General features: G+C 58.7%; 13 protein-coding genes and 4 pseudogenes. 11 read left to right on the top strand and 6 right to left on the bottom strand.

Annotation, left to right across the window (positions count from 1 at the left end):
* Position 1 precedes the first annotated feature (1 nt).
* The 3 genes and pseudogenes from AACY50_RS25410 to AACY50_RS25400 all read left to right on the top strand — a co-directional run.
* Positions 2-256, top strand: a pseudogene (locus AACY50_RS25410) (LysR substrate-binding domain-containing protein); the annotation flags it as partial.
* Positions 257-903: 647 nt separating this feature from the next.
* Positions 904-2,364 carry an ATPase domain-containing protein gene (locus AACY50_RS25405; RefSeq protein ID WP_339539375.1) on the top strand — a complete coding sequence of 487 codons (1,461 nt, stop codon included), beginning with the start codon at positions 904-906 and terminating at the stop codon, positions 2,362-2,364.
* A complete protein-coding gene (locus AACY50_RS25400) occupies positions 2,318-3,436 on the top strand; it encodes a sensor histidine kinase (protein WP_339539360.1) in 1,119 nt (372 codons plus the stop codon). Before AACY50_RS25405 ends, AACY50_RS25400 begins: the two co-directional genes overlap by 47 nt.
* 156 nt (positions 3,437-3,592) lie before the next feature.
* Here AACY50_RS25400 and AACY50_RS25395 read toward each other — a convergent pair whose 3' ends face one another.
* From AACY50_RS25395 to AACY50_RS25385, 3 genes and pseudogenes are all read right to left on the bottom strand, one after another.
* Positions 3,593-4,579 carry a GGDEF domain-containing protein gene (locus tag AACY50_RS25395; protein ID WP_339434009.1) on the bottom strand — a complete coding sequence of 329 codons (987 nt, stop codon included), beginning with the start codon at positions 4,577-4,579 and terminating at the stop codon, positions 3,593-3,595.
* A gap of 372 nt (positions 4,580-4,951) precedes the next feature.
* Entirely contained in the window at positions 4,952-6,454 is a 1,503-nt protein-coding gene (locus tag AACY50_RS25390; protein WP_339539358.1) for a sensor domain-containing diguanylate cyclase, read from the bottom strand.
* 191 nt (positions 6,455-6,645) lie between these two features.
* Positions 6,646-6,954 (bottom strand): annotated as a pseudogene (locus tag AACY50_RS25385) (GNAT family N-acetyltransferase); the annotation flags it as partial.
* 94 nt (positions 6,955-7,048) lie between these two features.
* Here AACY50_RS25385 and AACY50_RS25380 point away from each other — a divergent pair.
* Positions 7,049-7,162: pseudogene (locus tag AACY50_RS25380) on the top strand (AraC family transcriptional regulator); the annotation flags it as partial.
* Between the two features lie 12 nt (positions 7,163-7,174).
* A pseudogene (locus AACY50_RS25375) lies at positions 7,175-7,351 on the top strand (LysE family translocator); the annotation flags it as partial.
* Here AACY50_RS25375 and AACY50_RS25370 read toward each other — a convergent pair.
* Complete coding sequence (locus AACY50_RS25370; protein WP_339466072.1) at positions 7,348-8,118, bottom strand: AraC family transcriptional regulator; 771 nt, start codon at positions 8,116-8,118, stop codon at positions 7,348-7,350. The pseudogene AACY50_RS25375 and the gene AACY50_RS25370 overlap by 4 nt on opposite strands.
* Positions 8,119-8,350: 232 nt before the next feature.
* On the opposite strand from AACY50_RS25370, the gene AACY50_RS25365 reads away from it, so the two are divergent.
* The 5 genes from AACY50_RS25365 to AACY50_RS25345 all read left to right on the top strand — a co-directional run bounded on the left by AACY50_RS25365 (position 8,351) and on the right by AACY50_RS25345 (position 14,846).
* Positions 8,351-9,976, top strand: coding sequence for an APC family permease (locus AACY50_RS25365; protein ID WP_339466074.1), 1,626 nt, complete (start codon positions 8,351-8,353; stop codon positions 9,974-9,976).
* Between the two features lie 22 nt (positions 9,977-9,998).
* Positions 9,999-10,925 (top strand): 4-hydroxyproline epimerase, encoded by a 927-nt coding sequence (locus tag AACY50_RS25360; RefSeq protein WP_339434005.1) that lies wholly within the window; start codon positions 9,999-10,001, stop codon positions 10,923-10,925.
* Between the two features lie 54 nt (positions 10,926-10,979).
* Complete coding sequence (locus AACY50_RS25355; protein ID WP_339434004.1) at positions 10,980-11,927, top strand: dihydrodipicolinate synthase family protein; 948 nt, start codon at positions 10,980-10,982, stop codon at positions 11,925-11,927.
* 71 nt (positions 11,928-11,998) lie between these two features.
* Positions 11,999-13,591 carry an aldehyde dehydrogenase (NADP(+)) gene (locus AACY50_RS25350; protein WP_339508438.1) on the top strand — a complete coding sequence of 531 codons (1,593 nt, stop codon included), beginning with the start codon at positions 11,999-12,001 and terminating at the stop codon, positions 13,589-13,591.
* Positions 13,581-14,846, top strand: coding sequence for an NAD(P)/FAD-dependent oxidoreductase (locus AACY50_RS25345; protein ID WP_339539355.1), 1,266 nt, complete (start codon positions 13,581-13,583; stop codon positions 14,844-14,846). The genes AACY50_RS25350 and AACY50_RS25345 overlap by 11 nt, the downstream gene beginning before the upstream one ends.
* Positions 14,847-14,890: 44 nt before the next feature.
* On the opposite strand, the gene AACY50_RS25340 is transcribed toward AACY50_RS25345, so the two are convergent.
* Positions 14,891-15,820, bottom strand: coding sequence for a Gfo/Idh/MocA family protein (locus AACY50_RS25340; RefSeq protein WP_339434001.1), 930 nt, complete (start codon positions 15,818-15,820; stop codon positions 14,891-14,893).
* Between the two features lie 333 nt (positions 15,821-16,153).
* Between AACY50_RS25340 and AACY50_RS25335 the strand changes: the two genes are divergently transcribed.
* A complete protein-coding gene (locus tag AACY50_RS25335) occupies positions 16,154-16,849 on the top strand; it encodes a tRNA (adenine(22)-N(1))-methyltransferase (protein ID WP_339434000.1) in 696 nt (231 codons plus the stop codon).
* 102 nt (positions 16,850-16,951) lie between these two features.
* On the opposite strand, the gene AACY50_RS25330 is transcribed toward AACY50_RS25335, so the two are convergent.
* Positions 16,952-17,347, bottom strand: coding sequence for a hypothetical protein (locus AACY50_RS25330; protein WP_339433999.1), 396 nt, complete (start codon positions 17,345-17,347; stop codon positions 16,952-16,954).
* Between the last annotated feature and the right edge of the window lie 36 nt (positions 17,348-17,383).

The following is a 17,383-nucleotide window of genomic DNA, read 5'->3' as shown; positions in this document are numbered from 1 at the left end:
GAACCTGCGCGTAAACGGACAGCTCACGTTCAATAAGTCGGTCCACATCGTAGAGGCAGCATTGGCGGGACTTGGCATTGCCTACCTGCCCGAGGAGGAATTTGAGCCCCATCTTCAGGAAGGCCGACTCATGCGCGTCCTGGAAGACTGGTGCACCCCGTTCGCGGGCTACTCTTTGTATTACCCCAGCCGACGCCAGCCCTCCCCGGCATTTACGCTGGTTTCCAATGCACTGCGCGAGACGTTTAACGGTTGAAAATTGCACAATCGCGTGAATAATTCGCAGCCGTTCAATATCAAGCGCTTCACTCATGGCTTACAAATCCTGCATGCAGGCTGGTAGCCGGATGGCTTGCAAACACCCTCCTTGCGCCACGGTACCTGCACGCCGGATTGGAATGCCGTTTCGATAGAGCGTCGGCTGTCTGCTTTAGGGTGGACTATCAGAATCTATTCATCAGATATCAGTTATCCATGTCCACGCTTAGCGAAGAGAGCCGTCAGATCGTAGCTTCTCTGACGCGCCGCGTTGGTCCCAACGCTGACATTGCACAGATCGCCCATACGATCACATTAACCTTGCGGGATATGGACGCTGCCCTCACGCCCATTATCGGCCAGCAAGGGGTAATTGCGCTTTATCGTCGCAGCCTCCATCTGAGTATCTCCACCCATTCGCGTCTGGCCGGCACCTACGACAGTGTGCAGACCATGGACCTGACAGCCCTCAAGGCCGTACTTGTCGAGCAAACGAAAGCCGATGCACTGTTTTTTGGTGAAGTGTTGCTGACGACGTTTTACGCGCTGCTGACCACGTTGATCGGGCCTTCGCTCACCGCACGATTGCTTCGTGGCGTGTGGGAACCTTCTTTGAGCGACACCCCCCTCGCAGGAAAATTCGCCATGAGCACCAAAGTGACTATCAACCGCCTGGCCACCGGTGTGCCAGGACTGGACGAGGTGCTGGGCGGAGGTTTGCCGGAGTTTTCGTTCAACCTGATCGCCGGCCCGCCGGGATGCGGCAAGACCACACTGGCGCACCAGATGATGTTTGCCCTGGCGCCCCCCGAACGCCCGGCGCTGTTCTTTACGGTGCTCGGCGAACCGCCGCTGAAAATGCTGCGTTATCAGCAGCAATTCGATTTTTTTGACAACGAGGCGATTAACCACTCGATTCGTTACGTCAACCTGGCCGCTGACACCCTGGCTGGCAATCTGGATGAAGTGCTGCGGCGCATCGTCAGCGAGGTGGAGACCCACTCCCCGGCGCTGGTGTTCGTCGACTCGTTTCGCTCCGTAGTGCTGGCCAGCCAGACTCAGGACAACCCGAACAACAACCTGCCGCAGTTCGTTCAGCAATTGGGCATGTTGATGACCACCTGGCAGGCGACCACCTTCCTGATCGGCGAATACTTCACCGAAACCGACACCAACCCGATTTTTACCGTAGCCGATGGGCTTATCTGGCTGCGCCAAAGCGTTCAGCGCAACTCCATGGTGCGCAAGATGGAAATCATGAAGATGCGCGGCCAACCGACATTGCCCGGTTTGCACACGTTTCGCATCGCAACGTCGGGGATCAAGGTCTTCGCACCTGCGGCACTCAACCCGGTTGAGGCGCCACTGGAGTTTCCGATCAAGCGCCTGAAAATGGGCGTTCCGGCGCTCGACGAGATGTTAGGTGGCGGCCTGCCCCGTGGCTATTCGTTGCTGGTCGCCGGGCCATCGGGCTCGGGCAAAAGCATTCTGGCCGGGACCTTCCTCGCTGAAGGCGCGCGTAATGGCGAAACCGGCGTGATCGCAGTGTTCGAACAACGGCCCAACCACTCCCAGAACGCCACTCTTGTGGACCTGATCCGCAATGGAAAAGTCGGCCTGGTGGACAGCCGCGCCCCGGACCTGTCCATCGACGAAATCGTGCACTTGTTGTTGAGTGAGATCAGTCGACTGAAGGCGTCCCGCGTGGTCATCGACTCGCTGTCGGGTTTCGAACTGGCACTCGCACCGACCTTCCGCGAGGACTTTCGCGAGTCGCTCTCGCGCATGGTCACTGCGCTGACCAGCGTCGGGGTCAGCGTGTTGCTGACTTCAGAACTGGAAGACCGCTACACCGACCTGCGTTTCAGCCCTTACGGCACGGCATTTCTCACCGACGCGATCATCGTCCAGCGCTACATTGAAGTTGAGAGTCGCTTGCTGCGCATCATGGCCGTGGTCAAGGTCAGGGCCAGTGCACACTCCGATGAACTGCGCCAGTATCAGATCGACGATAACGGCTTGCACATCGGCGCCAAGCTGCCAGATCAGGAAGGCCTGCTTGGAGGCCGGCCAACCCGTCAGCGTCTTGGCAAAGACGAGGGATGAGCGAACTATCATGAACGAGGCCAACGGCAAGAACGAACAAGCGTTGGGCACGGCGGCTCGCGAACTGTTCCTGCTCGGCCAGAAAACCGTCAAAGCACGAGCAGTGCTGGCGGCGCTGAACAAAGAGCTGAGCGAAGCCAATACCCAGCGTGCCGATAGTCGGCAAATCGAGCAACTGATCGAGGCCAATCAACAATTGGTTCTGGCCATTCTTACGGCACAGTCGGATGCGGAAAAACCCCAGCACACCGCCGAAGAACAGCAGCGCTATCTGGAAATGCGCGAAGCCAACGAACAGTTGGTGCTCGCCGTCCTCAGCGCGCAACACCTGCAAGCCTCGGCCGAACAAAGCCTGGCCCAGCAACGCAACACCCTCACGCTGGTGGCGCATGAACTGCGTAATCCGCTGACCCCCATCAGTATGATCGCCGGTCGATTGGTGAGGGTGCCGAGTGAGGAGTTGCCGCGAATGCAGGCGCTGATCGAAGGTCAGGTGCAGCATATGTCTCGATTGGTAGAAGACTTACTCGACGTATCGCGCGCTAGTACCGGGAAGTTTCGTCTTGATCGCTGCAGTGTCGACATGACTCAGACCATCCATGAGGCCATTGAAATCTGTCGCCCGGTCATGCTCGCTAACGAATTGCATTTCAGCGCGCAGTTGCCTGAATACGCGTTGATGGTCGATGGCGATCCGGTGCGGCTTTCTCAGATTCTCGGCAACCTGTTAGGCAATGCTGCCAAGTACACACCAGCCGGTGGCAACGTCACACTCTCGGTCACGGCCGAAGATAATCTAATGCGACTTTGTATCTGCGATACGGGGATTGGCATTTCTTCCAAGGCGCTGCCTTTTATCTTCGAACCCTTTGTTCAGGACGTTCACGCCATCGGCTTCAACGGGGCCGGCCTCGGTATCGGCCTGACGGTGGTACGGGAGTTAGTCGAAGTTCACGGTGGCACAGTAACGGCCTTTAGCAAAGGTGATGGAAAGGGGAGCAAGTTTGTAGTGACGCTAGCGCTCGTGAACTGTGCAGCAGAGCCCACCCTGAAAGCCCCCGCTCAACACTAACGGCGCCGATGCTAGAAAAGACTCTCCCCGTACGCCATCAAGGCTACAAAACCTAGCGCCGTAACCTACGACTACGCCAGGAACCGCCGGTTTGTGCACCTGGAGAGCGGCTTCTATCGTTCGTCGCTCACTCAAAACAGTGTTCGAGTTTGTTAGCTAAGCCTCTGCAACCTCTACCCTGTTGCGTCCCGCTGACTTGCCTTCATAGAGCGCGTAATCGGCCCGTGCAATGGCGTCGCTGAGCGCCTCCTCAGCGCGGTATTGAGTGATGCCGATGGACAGAGTAACGCTGACCTTTTGGCCATTACTGTAAATCTCCAATGCCTGGACCGCCTTGCGTGTGCGCTCCGCGCTATCAGTGGCATGGCTAAAATCCGTGTCCGGCAATATGACAAGAAACTCTTCGCCCCCCCAGCGGCCGATAAAGTCTTGCTCACGCATTGAACATTTGAACAATTGACTCACTGCTTCGAGTACGCGATCACCGGCATCGTGACCGTACAGATCATTGACCTGCTTGAAGTGATCTATGTCCATCAACATCAAGGTGAGATTGCTGGGGCGTCTATGGTGCCGTGCCAAAATTTTCTCGGCCAACTCAATCATGTGCCGACGGTTGAACAGGCCGGTCAATGAGTCCGTCGTTGCCATACGCGCAAGACTTTTATGCGCACGGGTGACCGTGACCACATAGAACAGCGCAAGATAACTGAACATGCAGAACACGACTGTCAGATTGAAAATATGCACACCCAACAGGGCATTGGAGGAGATCGGTTGCAGAGGACTGACGAACCACATCAGTACATCCAGGCTTACGTAGTAAACCCACAACCAACCGGCGTATACCCAGGCGCTACGGGCGCGCATGCTAACGAACAGGGCCGGAATAAACATCAGCAAGAAATAGTGAAAACCACTTCCCCAGCCAACCAGGACCGTCCCCAGCCCGGCGTGCACAAGCACTTCAATGCGAATGAGTAGAACGGCCAACCGATTTCGTCGCTGCTTGAACGCGCGATAGGCGTAGACATACATGGCCACGCTGACCACGTTTATCCAGGCCAGAATGGGAGAGCCAAGAATGAGGAAAATGAAAAAGAAGGCAACATCCACGCTGCCTGCCAACTGACAGCAACGCATGGAAAGCTGCCAGAATTCTGGCCGAGCGTCGTGTCTGGTTGGGTCTTGCGAGGGTGTCCCTTGCATCGAACCGGCTACCTCTATGTCCGGGTATAAATCCGGTTTTCAGGTTGACTGCCTCACAACAGCAAATGAGGCGTTAAAAGGCTTCGTGGGGCGCTGGACTGAAGGTACGAGGCTATGCATCAGCTGTCTAGTGGCTACTGGCCGCTTTATTGAAGAGGATGGTCATTCGGAGTTTCTTTAGCCTGAATCGCTCTTCGTTCCGCAGACAGGCGTAAACGTCGGTTTTTGTTTGATATCGCTCGTGCGTGTCCGGTAGACAATCGGCACAAAAACGCCTCGAAGCCTCTATAAACAGCAAGACCGGTTTCAAACGCCGATCAGCCACTGATTACGCCCCGACGCCTTGGCACTATAGAGCGCCTTGTCTGCCACCTCGATCACCCTTTGCCAGTGATCCAGTTGCGATCCAGTGGCGGTCGCAATCCCGATACTCACGCTGACTCGTCCAGACGGGCTGGCGTTGTGCGGGATATTCTCCAATGCCAAGCGGTCGAGAATAAGTTGCGCAACCACCGTTGCGCCTTCTACGTCGGTGTCGGGCATGATGACGCCCATCTCTTCTCCGCCATAGCGTGCCGCGAGATCCGAAGGTCGTCTGACACACTCCTCGATAATTTTGCCGACGCTCTGCAGGCACACATCGCCGGCGACATGGCCGAACGAATCGTTGAACAGTTTGAAGTAGTCGATATCAATCATCAGCAAGGCCAGCGTCGTGCGCTCGCGTTGTGCGCGCCGTGCTTCCGAGGCAAGACTCTGATCAAAGCAGCGCCGATTTGCCAATCCGGTCAGGGCGTCCTTCATTGCGAGCAACTCAAGCTGACGATTCGATGAGAGCAACTGCTGTTGAGTCTCGCGCAACTGGTCTTCCGCCGTGGTTCGCCTTCGGATATCCACGATCAAAAACCAACCGATCAGACCGGTTAGCCCCAGCAGCCCCGTCACTACCACCCCTGACAGCAACGCCTCCGTTCGCCAGGCGGCGAGCGCTTCGTGTTTGCCAAGCGCAATGGTCGTGATCAGCGGCAGCCGGTCACTCTTGCGGAAGGCGTAGAGCCGCTCCACACCGTCCAGACTGGAAGTAAACGAGGCCGTGCCGACTGAACGATCAACGAGATACTTGGCATAGATGGGCGACTTGGAAAAGTTGCGCCCCATGTCCTGCTCGCGGAAGGGATAACGAACCAGCAACGTACCATCGGTATAGGACAATCCGATGGCACCGTCCTGCCCCACATCGATCGTTCCAAACAGTCGAAGGAAGTTTTCAATGCCCAAGGTGACCGCCACCACGCCGGCAAATGCTCCATGCGCATCATTGAAGCGCCGGCTGACGGTGATCACCCACTCTTGATTAGAGCGGCTCTGGATGGGCGGGCCGATGAAGGTTTCTGGGGATGGATCGTCGCGGTGATGAATGAAATAGACCCGATCACGGCTGTTCGCCCCGAAGGGAATCGGCCCGTTGGAGGACATCAACCAGCGGCCCTGATTATCGTAGACCGTGATGCCACTGAGCTGTGGCATCAGGGGCTCCTGCCGGCTGATCAAGGCGCTGAGCCGTTCGATCTGTGCCGGGCCGCTGCCCTCCGTTTCCAGGCGCTCGACGAGCCCGAGCAAGAGCACCGAGCTTTGCCGGACAATGCCTTCGGAATAGGTGGCAAGCGCCTGCGTGAGGTTCAACCCATGGACGTCCACTTCTTTCAGTGCACGCTCTCGAGAAGCTAATACTTTCCAGACCGTCAGCGACGCCAGAGAACAGCCAATCACTAACAGCAACAGCACCACCAGGTGGGTATCACGCTTCACGTCACTACCTTATGGAAAGTCCATTTTTTTGCGTTCCAGCCACTATAGGCCATAGCGATGGCCTGCTTCGCGTGGGCAAGGATACAAGCAGCGATAGCTCGCTGCAGCAACAGATTATGCGGGCGGTGAAAGTACATCGCCGTGTCTGAACAGTGCACCTGTGAACCTTCTGGAAAAGGACGTTGACTGCCACCGGCCTTCTGATAAATCTTGCGCGCCGCCGTCAGGTTGCTCGTCGTCCACAAGGTGATGTTCTTGTAACCGATCTGCCGCGCAAACCGCAGACACTCTTCGACCAGTCGAGCGCCGATGCCCAGGCCCCGTGCGCTGGCGTCGATGTAGAGCATGCGCAATCGTGCGGTGGTTTCGTCTTCGCGAACGATGAACACCGAACCGATGACCCCGCCGTCCTTTTCCGCGATCCAGCAGCGCTCGGATTTGGGGTCGAAGTCGCGCAGGTAGTTGGCGACCACTTCAGCCACCAGCGTTTCGGCCTCTGAGCCTCTGCACAAATCGTCTAAACGCCTGCAGGCATTGCGGGTATTTTAGCGAACCACACCGTTATCAGTTGAACCCTGACCTCTGGAGCCTTCCGTGGAGAAACGCAACTGGATCGAGTTGTCCCAGGATGTCGATACCGGGATTGAATCGATCCGCGCCCATTTTCAGGGACATGCCTACGATCCACACTGGCTGGAGAGTGAGTTGCATGCCTACGGACGGCTGCTGGTGTTGTCACTGCTGTTTTTGTTGGTGTCGTTGCCGTGCATGACGTTTTGGGTGTTGCTGGGTGCAAGCAGTGCGCGGCTGTTCGGTTCAGCTCAGGCGTTCAAGCGTATGAACGCGCTGCTGGCTTTTTCGCTGCTGCTCTCGGCGTGGTTGACGATGTTGGTCTAATGCCCGGTCGTCTGGCGATATTGCCTCGGCGTAAACCCCGTCGATGCCTTGAACTGGCGGGTGAATGCGCTGTGATCGGTGTATCCGCACTGCAGCGCAACATCGGTGATTGGCAGGTCGGTATGGAGCAGGCGATGGGCATGTTCCAGCCGAACTTTCTGAATCATCTGTCGGGGCGTCAGATGGAAAACCCGTTTGCAGTAGCGCTCCAGTTGCGCAACTGAAATGCCAGCGATACGGGTCAGTTCGCCCAGCGTGACACGCCGATTGAAATGCCTGCGAATGTGTTCGTCGACAGCCGCCAGCCGCTGGAACGCCGGATGGGTTTCGCTGGCCGATTGCAGGTCCACCGAAATGCCTGCCAAGCCGATGATCTCGCCGTCACGGCTGTACAGCGGTTGCTTGTGGGTCAGGCACCAGCCCGGTTCGCGGCTGCCGTACAGGTGCAGTTCGAGCTGATCCTCAAGCACAAACCCCTCCTCCAGCACTTTGCGATCCTGCTCTGTGTAACCTGGCCCTAGCTGCGCCGGGAACACTTGCGCGCTGGTTTTGCCGAGCAGCGGGCGCAGATCCTTCAAGCCACAACGCTGCACCAGTGTGCGGTTGGCCAGCACGTAACGGGCCTGCACATCCTTGATGAAAATCGCCGCATTGGGGATCACGTCTAGCATTGGCAACAGTAGCGTCGCGCCGGCCAATAGCTCTTCAAGGGTTTGTGGACGGTTGCCGTCACCGCCCGGATTCAGGATCGAAAACGCGTTACGCATCAAATCTCTCTGCCCTGTTCGTGAGTGGGCCAAGTGCCCGCCATACGGCATTTGCGTGCAGATTGCAGCATCGTTCAAATCGTGTCGAGGCCCGCATTTCATCTGCGCCATTGTGCTGATTTCGTCATTGATCCCCGCGCAAAACATCAATCGCAGCCAACGCGATGAGTTCAAAGTCTGGCCCCAGTGACACCACAACTGCCTATCCAATAACTCACAAGAAGGCGATGCCATGTCAGGCCAAGGCAAGTTCAAAAAACAGCTTTCACTGATCGACCTCACATTTATCGGGCTCGGTGCGATTTTCGGTTCGGGCTGGTTGTTCGCAGCCAGCCATGTGTCCGCGATCGCCGGGCCAGCGGGGATTTTCTCCTGGCTGCTGGGCGGCTTCGCGGTGTTGTTGCTGGGCATCGTCTACTGCGAACTGGGCGCGGCGTTACCCCGTGCCGGGGGCGTGGTGCGTTATCCGGTGTACTCGCACGGACCGCTGCTCGGCTACCTGATGGGGTTCATCACTCTGATCGCGTTTTCCAGTCTGGTGGCAATCGAGGTGGTTGCTTCGCGCCAATACGCGGCGGCATGGTTTCCCGGTCTGAGCAAAACCGGCAGCGGTGATCCGACCTTCCTTGGCTGGCTGGTGCAGTTTGGCCTGCTGTGCGTATTTTTCCTGCTCAATTACCGCAGCGTGAAGACCTTCGCCAAGGCCAACAACCTGGTGAGCATCTTCAAATTCATCGTGCCGCTGCTGGTCATCGGTGTGCTGTTCACGTTCTTCAAACCGGAAAACTTTCAGGTGCAGGGTTTTGCGCCGTTCGGCCTGTCGGGTGTGGAGATGGCCGTGTCGGCGGGCGGGATCATTTTCGCTTATCTGGGGCTGACGCCGATCATTTCGGTGGCCAGTGAAGTGAAAAATCCACAACGGACCATTCCGATTGCACTGATTCTTTCTGTGCTGCTGTCGACCCTGATCTATGTGCTGTTGCAAATGGCCTTTCTCGGTGGCATTCCGACCGACCTGCTCGCCAACGGTTGGGCCGGCGTGAGCAAGGAATTCGCCCTGCCGTACCGTGACATCGCCCTGGCATTAGGCGTAGGTTGGCTGGCTTATCTGGTGGTTGCCGACGCTGTGATCTCACCCAGCGGCTGCGGCAACATCTACATGAACGCAACCCCGCGAGTGATCTACGGCTGGGCGCAAACCGGCACGTTCTTCAAGGTGTTCACTCGAATCGATGAGAAGTCCGGCATCCCGCGTCCAGCGCTGTGGCTGACCTTCGCGCTGTCGGTGTTCTGGACCCTGCCGTTTCCGTCTTGGGAAGCGTTGATCAACGTGGTATCCGCCGCCCTGGTGTTGAGCTACGCCGTGGCCCCCGTGTCAGTGGCTGCACTGCGCCGCAACGCGCCGAACATGCCGCGTCCGTTCCGGGTCAAGTGCATGGGCGTGTTGGGGCCGGTGTCGTTCATCATCGCCGCGCTGATCGTCTACTGGTCGGGCTGGAGCACGGTGTCGTGGCTGCTTGGCCTGCAAATTCTGATGTTCGTGGTGTACTTGTTGTGTGGCCGATTCGTGCCAACCGCTCACCTGAATCTGGCACGCCAGGTGCGCTCTAGCGCGTGGCTGATCGCGTTCTACGCCGTGACCATTGTGCTCTCGAAACTCGGCACATTCGGCGGTCTGGGCATCCTCGCCCACCCTTTCGACACCCTCGTCGTGGCCGCTTTTGCAACCGGCATTTATTACTGGGGGGCTGCGACCGGCGTGCCGGCGCATCTGCTGCGCCTTGAGGACGACGATGAAGACAGTGAAATCGTCTCCACCGCAACTCGCGTGAATGCGCAGCCTGCCGGCGCCTACTGAAATCACTCAACGGGACACGTCCATGAAACGAGTACACGTCATCGATTCCCATACCGGCGGAGAACCCACACGTCTGGTGATGAAAGGCTTCCCCGACCTGCCCGGCACCACCATGGCCGAGAAAAGAGATGCTCTGCGTAATCAGCATGACCAGTGGCGGCGTGCCTGCCTGCTGGAACCCCGGGGCAACGACGTGCTGGTGGGTGCCCTGTATTGCGAGCCGGTGTCGGCGGACGCCACCTGTGGGGTGATTTTCTTCAACAACGCCGGCTACCTGGGCATGTGCGGCCACGGCACCATCGGCCTGATCAATTCGTTGCAGCACTTGGGGCAGATCGCCCCGGGTGTGCACAAGATTGACACACCGGTCGGGCTGGTCAGCGCGACATTGCACGAAGACAGCAGCGTGACCCTGGGCAACGTGCCGTCCTGGCGTTATCGCAAACAAGTGTCGGTGCAAGTGCCTGGATATGGCCGCGTGTCTGGCGATATCGCTTATGGCGGCAACTGGTTTTTCCTCGTCTCCGAGCACGGCCAAACGCTGACCATGGACAACGTCGAGCACCTCACGGCGTATACCTGGGCGATGCTCAAGGCCCTTGAAGACCAAGGTATATACGGCGAAAACGGCGCGGTCATCGACCACATCGAACTGTTTGCTGACGACACCCACGCCGACAGCCGCAACTTCGTCATGTGCCCCGGCAAAGCCTACGACCGCTCACCGTGCGGCACCGGCACCAGCGCCAAACTCGCCTGCCTGGCCGCCGACGACAAACTGCAATCGGGCGAACGCTGGGTGCAAGCGAGCATCACCGGCAGCCAGTTCGAAGGTCGCTTCGAATGGGAAGGCGAGCGCGTTCGCCCTTACATCACCGGCCGCGCCTGGATGACCGCCGACAGCACACTGCTGATCGATGAAAAAGACCCATTTGCGTGGGGCATCTGAGCCTCGCGCTGATTTTTCACCTCAATTTGAACGATGTGCCAAGGAGATAAAACAATGAGCGACAACATCTTCACCGGCTGCATGCCGGCCCTGATGACCCCGTGCACCGCCCAGCGCAAACCGGACTTCGATGCGTTGGTGGCCAAGGGTCGTGAACTGATCGACATCGGCATGAGCGCGGTGGTGTATTGCGGCTCCATGGGCGACTGGCCGCTGCTGACCGAGGCCGAGCGTCAGGAGGGGGTGGCGCGGCTGGTCGCGGCAGGCATCCCGACGATCGTCGGCACCGGTGCGGTCAATACTCGCGAAGCGGTTGCCCATGCGGCCCACGCGGCAAAAGTCGGCGCTCAAGGTTTGATGGTGATTCCTCGCGTGCTGTCCCGCGGTGCTTCGGCCACTGCGCAGAAAGCCCACTTCGCCGCGATTCTCCAAGCCGCTCCCGGGCTGCCGGCGGTGATCTACAACAGCCCTTATTACGGCTTCGCCACCCGCGCCGATCTGTTCTTCGAACTGCGCCGCGAGTATCCAAACCTGATCGGCTTCAAGGAATTCGGCGGTGCCGCCGATTTGCGCTACGCCGCCGAAAACATTACCTCCAAGGATGACGACGTGACCCTCATGGTCGGTGTCGACACACAAGTGGTCCACGGTTTCGTCAACTGCAACGCGACGGGGGCAATCACTGGTATCGGCAATGCCCTGCCCCGTGAAGTGTTGCAACTGGTGGCGCTGAGCAAGCAAGCGGCCAAGGGTGACGCCAAGGCGCGGCGTCAGGCACGGGAGCTGGAGTCGGCACTGGCGGTGTTGTCCTCCTTCGACGAGGGCTGTGATCTGGTGCTGTATTACAAACACCTGATGGTGCTCAACGGCGACAAGGAATACACCCTGCACTTCAACGAAACCGATGTGCTGAGTGACGCCCAGCGTCGCTATGCGCAGAACCAGTATTCGCTGTTCCGTCAGTGGTACGAAAACTGGTCGGCGGAACAGCGCTTCGCCTGACGCACGCGTTTCTACCTGCCGTGAACCTGTGTAATTCACGGCAGACACCCTTTTTCCACCAGGAATACCCCATGACTCTGACGGGCCATATGTTGATCGGACAAGAAACAGTCGCAGGCAATCGCGAAGCCATTCGAGGGATCAATCCGGCCACCAACGCCGTGCTGGAACCGTCGTATGCAGGTGGCTCGGCCGAGCATGTTGAACAGGCCTGTGCGCTGGCCTGGACCGCACTGGACCTTTATCGCGAGACAACGCTGGATGCCCGCGCCGATTTTCTGGATAGCATTGCCCTGGAAATCGAAGCCCTCGGCGATGAATTGATTGATCGCGCCATGGCCGAAACCGGCCTGCCGCGCCCGCGTTTAATGAGTGAGCGAGGCCGCACCTGTCAGCAACTGCGGATGTTCGCTCGCACTGTACGGGCCGGAGAATGGCTGGATGTACGCGTTGATACCGCACAGCCGCAGCGCCAGCCGCTGCCGCGTCCGGATCTGCGTCAACGTCAGGTGCCGTTGGGACCGGTGGCAGTATTTGGCGCGAGCAATTTCCCCTTGGCCTTTTCGGTTGCTGGCGGTGATACGGCGTCGGCGTTCGCCGCTGGTTGCCCGGTGATCGTCAAGGCTCACGGTGCGCATCCCGGCACCAGTGAACTGGTCGGTCGTGCCGTGGCGCGAGCGGTGAAAGCCTGCGGATTACCCGAAGGGGTATTTTCGTTGTTGTACGGGGCTGGCCGCGAAGTGGGTATAGCGCTGGTCAGCGACCCACGGATCAAAGCCGTTGGTTTCACGGGTTCGCGCAGCGGTGGCCTGGCGTTGATCCAAGCGGCGCAAGCGCGTCCGGAACCCATTCCGGTGTACGCGGAAATGAGTTCGATCAACCCGGTGTTGCTGTTCCCGGAGGCGTTGCGCAATCGCGGGCAAGCGCTGGCCGAAGGGTTTGTCGCGTCGCTGACGCTGGGTGCCGGGCAATTGTGTACCAACCCGGGACTGGTGATCGCCCTTAAGGAGCCTGCGCTGGACACCTTTATTGCAGCCACCGCCGAACGGATTCAGCGCAGTCCGGCACAGACGATGCTCACACCTGGAGTCTTCAACGCGTATGAGTCTGCCGTGAATGCACTGGCCGAGAACCCTGGAACAGATATTGCTGCCATCGGCCAGGTCGGTACCGGCCCGAACCAGTGTCAGGCCCATGTATTCGTCACAGAGGCCGTCGACTTTCTCGCCGATCACCAACTGCAAGCCGAAGCGTTTGGTGCCGCTTCGGTGATCGTGCAATGCACCAGTTGCATGGAAATCCGCCAGGTCATCGAACATCTGGAAGGTCAACTGACCGCGACGCTGCACCTTGAAGACGAGGATCTGGATCAGGCTCGGGCCTTGTTACCGACGCTGGAACGCAAGGCAGGGCGCCTGCTGGTCAACGGCTGGCCGACCGGCGTTGAAGTCAGTGACGCCATGGTTCACGGTGGGCCTTTCCCGGCCACCTCGGATTCACGCACGACATCGGTTGGCACGGCGGCGATCCTGCGGTTTCTGCGCCCGCTCTGTTATCAGGACTTCCCCGACAGCCTGTTGCCCACGGCACTGAAGCAGGCCAATGCGCTGCAGTTGCGGCGTCTGCTCAATGGACAAAGGGAAGCACAAAGCAATGACGAATAACGTGGCGTACGACATCGCTGTAGTCGGCGCCGGGATTATCGGCGTCGCCTGCGCGCTGCGTCTGGCGCGCCAGGGTTTGCGAGTCGTCGTTGTCGACCAGCAGGCGCCCGGTCACGGCGCATCGTTCGGTAACGCCGGGCACCTGGCAACCGAGCAGGTGTTCCCGATTGCCGATGTGTCGATTCTCAAGCGTTTGCCAGCGATGTTGATGGACCCGATGGGCCCGTTGCGCCTGGACTGGAAATACCTGCCCCGCGCCCTGCCCTGGTTCACGCGGTTGCTGCTGAATCTGCGCGCGGAGCCCTTCCAGAGAACGGTCGCGGGGCTGCGGGCACTCAATGAGAGCAGTCTTGATGCGTGGCATCGCCTGCTGACTGACATCGACCGACCGGAACTGCTCAAGGTCGACGGTTCACTGCTGGTGTTCGAACGCCCCGAGTCGCGACAGCCGATCGATGCGCTTCAGGCGCGCTTGCGGGAGCAGCAAGTGCCCGTCGATTTCTGGCAGGCCGGCGCGATACAAGAAGCTGCGCCGCTACTCAGCACGCAGATTCAGGGCGGCCTGTTCTTCCCGCGCACCGGGCATTTCATTGATCCGTATCGGGTAGTGTGCCAGTTGGTCGAAGCGGCCAAGGCCAGCGGTGTCAGCTTTTTGAAGCAACAGGTGCAAGGCGGGTATGTGCAAGAACACGGTGTTGTGCTGATCACCGGATCGGGCAGTTTAACCGCGAGCCGCGTGCTGATCGCCTGCGGTGCGCATTCGGCAAAACTCACCGCCGCACTCACCGGCAAGAAAGTCCCGTTGGACACCGAACGCGGTTATCACTTGATGCTGCCCGAAGAACAAAACCGGCTGCCCTTCCCCGTCACCTCGCTGGAGCGCAAGTTCATCATGACGCCGATGTCCGATGGCCTGCGGCTGGCGGGCACTGTCGAATTCGCCGGGCTGGAGCGGCCACCGAGCATGGAGCGCGCGTGGCAGTTACACCATTTGAGCAAGGGTGTGTTCCGCAAGGATCTGAGCGCTGCGGCGGCGACGCCGTGGATGGGCTTTCGTCCGTCATTGCCGGATTCGCTGCCAGTGATTGATCAGGTGTGCGAGGGCAAGGTGTTGCTCGCCTTTGGGCATCAGCATCTGGGGCTGACTCAGGCGGCGGTGACGGCGGAAATGATCGTGCGGATGGCGTTGCCGACGATAGAAAGTCGAATCCGCGATTGGCCGGCAATCGAGCCTTATTCGCTTGATCGTTTCTAAAAAAGCCTGCTTTCAGGGCAGGCTTTCAACGGGTCGCGTGCAGTTCATGCGTCGTAGAACGGCTCGACCGCCACGCGGCTTCCAACAAAGAAACTGTCCGCCACCAACCGCAACGGCTGTAGATCCAGATCACTGACCTTGTCGCCAATCAACTGTTGAAAATGCCGATACACCGCGGCGTACTCGCCCTCCTCCGATACGGCGTGGCGCACACCATCAATGCTCAACAGCGCGCCACCATTATCCAGGCGCAGCACACCTTCGGCGCAGCGAACTTCGATGCTCCAGAGCTCATCATGACCATGGTCGAAATCGAACTCGGCGCGCACATCGAGGTGGCACGCATCAGACATTTTGATGGACGCGGCAATCGGCGACTGGCAGTTGCTCGGCACGCGCAGTTCGGCGGATTCGACAAACAACGGCAGAGCCAGCAGGTGAGTCACGATCGACAAGGCATTGATGCCCGGATCGAAGACGCCCAGGCCGCCCGGCTGCCAGATCCAGGTCTGACCGGGGTGCCACTTGCGCACGTCTTCCTTCCAGTCGATCTGCACGCTTTGCAGGGTGCGCGTCGCGAGCCAGTCGCGGGCCGCGGCAATGCCGGGCGCGTAGCGCGAATGCCAGGCAAACAACGCGCTGACGCCTTGTTGCTCGGCCAGAGTCACCAACGCCAACGCCTCACCCAGCGTGGCGCAGGGCGGTTTCTCTACCAGCACATGTTTGCCGGCAGCCAATGCTTGTTGCACTAGAGCAAAACGTCCTTGCGGCGGCGTACAGAACGCAATCGCATCAACCGGCGGGCCGTTCTCGAGCAACTCGCTCAAGGACTGAAAATTTTCTACACCGGGGCAAGGCTTGCCTTGTGTGGCGACTGCCACCAGCTGGAATCCAGGATGGGCGTTGATCGCAGGAACGTGTTGATCCTGCGCAATTTTGCCGTAGCCCACCAGGCCGAGACGGATCGGTTGCATCAATGACTCCACTTTAGTTTTGTTTTAGTCAGCGAACCGGCAGATTACCCGTAAACACCGCGAGCGTCTGTCTGCGCAACGTCACAAAGGCTCACAGGCTCAGGCAAACATTGCACAGCAATGCACTACCGCGAAGGCATGATCGACACCTACAACTTTCCGACGCCGGATGCGCCGATCTAGACGCCTGACCCATTGCCAGTGCGGCCTAACGCAGAGCGGGCACGCCATGAACCTTGTCGCCGGAATTTGACACGTAACGCATTGCTCGCCAGAGTCGCACCCCTTTTGCGGCCATAGACGCCGCAGGTTTGTGCTTAACAGGGGTTGCCGTTGAACGAACAGACATTGTCCGCGCGCCTGGAGCGCGTGGCCGCGCATGTGCCCGCCGGCGCACGGCTGGCCGATATTGGCTCGGATCACGGCTATCTGCCGGTGGCGCTGATGCGCCGAGGCGTGCTTGAGGCGGCGGTTGCCGGTGAGGTGGCGTTGACGCCCTTTCACTCGGCCGAACGCACCGTACGCGAAAACGATCTACAGCAACACATCACCGTGCGCCTGGCCAATGGGCTGGCGGCGATCGGACTGGAAGACGGGATCACCGCCATCACTATCTGCGGCATGGGTGGCGAAACCATCCGCGATATTCTCGAGAGCGGCAAGTCACGCTTAAGCGGCGCGGAACGCCTGATCCTGCAACCCAACGGCGGCGAGCAGCCACTGCGCCAGTGGCTGATGAACAATGGCTACCGCATCCTCAGCGAGGAAGTGCTGCACGAGAATCGCTTCGACTACGAAATCATCGTTGCCGAACGCGCCGAGACAGTGGCGTACACCGATCAAGAGCTTTACTTCGGCCCTCTACAGATGCAGGCTCGCAGCCCGGCGTTCCTGATCAAGTGGCAACGCAAGCTGCATCAGAAGCAAAAGACGCTGACTCAATTTGCACGTGCGCAGCAGGCTTTGCCCGAAGCGAAAGTGCAAGAGGTCAAGCAGCAGGCTCAATGGATTGCCGAACTATTAGCGTGATGCGCGTAGGCAGTTTCAGGGACACTCTGCACAGTCCATGACATGAAAAACGCTCGCGATCTGCGAGCGTCCTTCCAAGCTGTAGAATCACATCAGCCGAGATTACAGACCGACACGCTTCAATCCTTCGCGCATGCCCTGATCAGCCTGCTCACACCATTGCTTGAGAGTGAGGTTCGGCGGCAGATTGCTTTCCAGGTTCTTGTATTCCCCGTTAGCCAACACTTCGCCCTTACGACCAGACTGTTCGTTCTTGTCGCCGTCATGTTTGTCAAAATCACCAGGCATATTGTCAACAAAGACAACCATCTTGTTGGCGCTCTCAACGCTGTCTGCTTTCAGGAACCCTTTGTCGACACAATTTTTGACCAGGCCTGACATATTGCGGCCAATGTCGTATATCCCTTTCAGAGTGGCAGCATCTTTTCCATCCGCGTGAGCGATATTGCAGGTGCCAAAAACTGCTGCCATGGCGAGAATCAAAGAAGCGATCTTCATATTTATTCCTTTAAATTTCAGAGAGCATTGAGCTCT

It is taken from the genome of Pseudomonas sp. RA_15y_Pfl2_54 (assembly GCF_963971015.1).
GTDB classification, from domain to species: domain Bacteria; phylum Pseudomonadota; class Gammaproteobacteria; order Pseudomonadales; family Pseudomonadaceae; genus Aquipseudomonas; species Aquipseudomonas baetica_A.
This window is presented reverse-complemented; position numbering and strand designations above follow the sequence as displayed.

What these genes read in the sequence shown, in the direction of transcription:
- AACY50_RS25365 (WP_339466074.1), top strand. Translation starts at nt 8,351, where the DNA reads ATGTCAGGCCAAGGCAAGTTCAAAAAACAGCTTTCACTGATCGACCTC.
- AACY50_RS25395 (WP_339434009.1), bottom strand. Translation starts at nt 4,579, where the DNA reads ATGCGTTGCTGTCAGTTGGCAGGCAGCGTGGATGTTGCCTTCTTTTTC.
- AACY50_RS25350 (WP_339508438.1), top strand. Translation starts at nt 11,999, where the DNA reads ATGACTCTGACGGGCCATATGTTGATCGGACAAGAAACAGTCGCAGGC.
- AACY50_RS25330 (WP_339433999.1), bottom strand. Translation starts at nt 17,347, where the DNA reads ATGAAGATCGCTTCTTTGATTCTCGCCATGGCAGCAGTTTTTGGCACC.
- AACY50_RS25340 (WP_339434001.1), bottom strand. Translation starts at nt 15,820, where the DNA reads ATGCAACCGATCCGTCTCGGCCTGGTGGGCTACGGCAAAATTGCGCAG.
- AACY50_RS25370 (WP_339466072.1), bottom strand. Translation starts at nt 8,118, where the DNA reads ATGCGTAACGCGTTTTCGATCCTGAATCCGGGCGGTGACGGCAACCGT.
- AACY50_RS25345 (WP_339539355.1), top strand. Translation starts at nt 13,581, where the DNA reads ATGACGAATAACGTGGCGTACGACATCGCTGTAGTCGGCGCCGGGATT.
- AACY50_RS25355 (WP_339434004.1), top strand. Translation starts at nt 10,980, where the DNA reads ATGAGCGACAACATCTTCACCGGCTGCATGCCGGCCCTGATGACCCCG.
- AACY50_RS25405 (WP_339539375.1), top strand. Translation starts at nt 904, where the DNA reads ATGAGCACCAAAGTGACTATCAACCGCCTGGCCACCGGTGTGCCAGGA.
- AACY50_RS25360 (WP_339434005.1), top strand. Translation starts at nt 9,999, where the DNA reads ATGAAACGAGTACACGTCATCGATTCCCATACCGGCGGAGAACCCACA.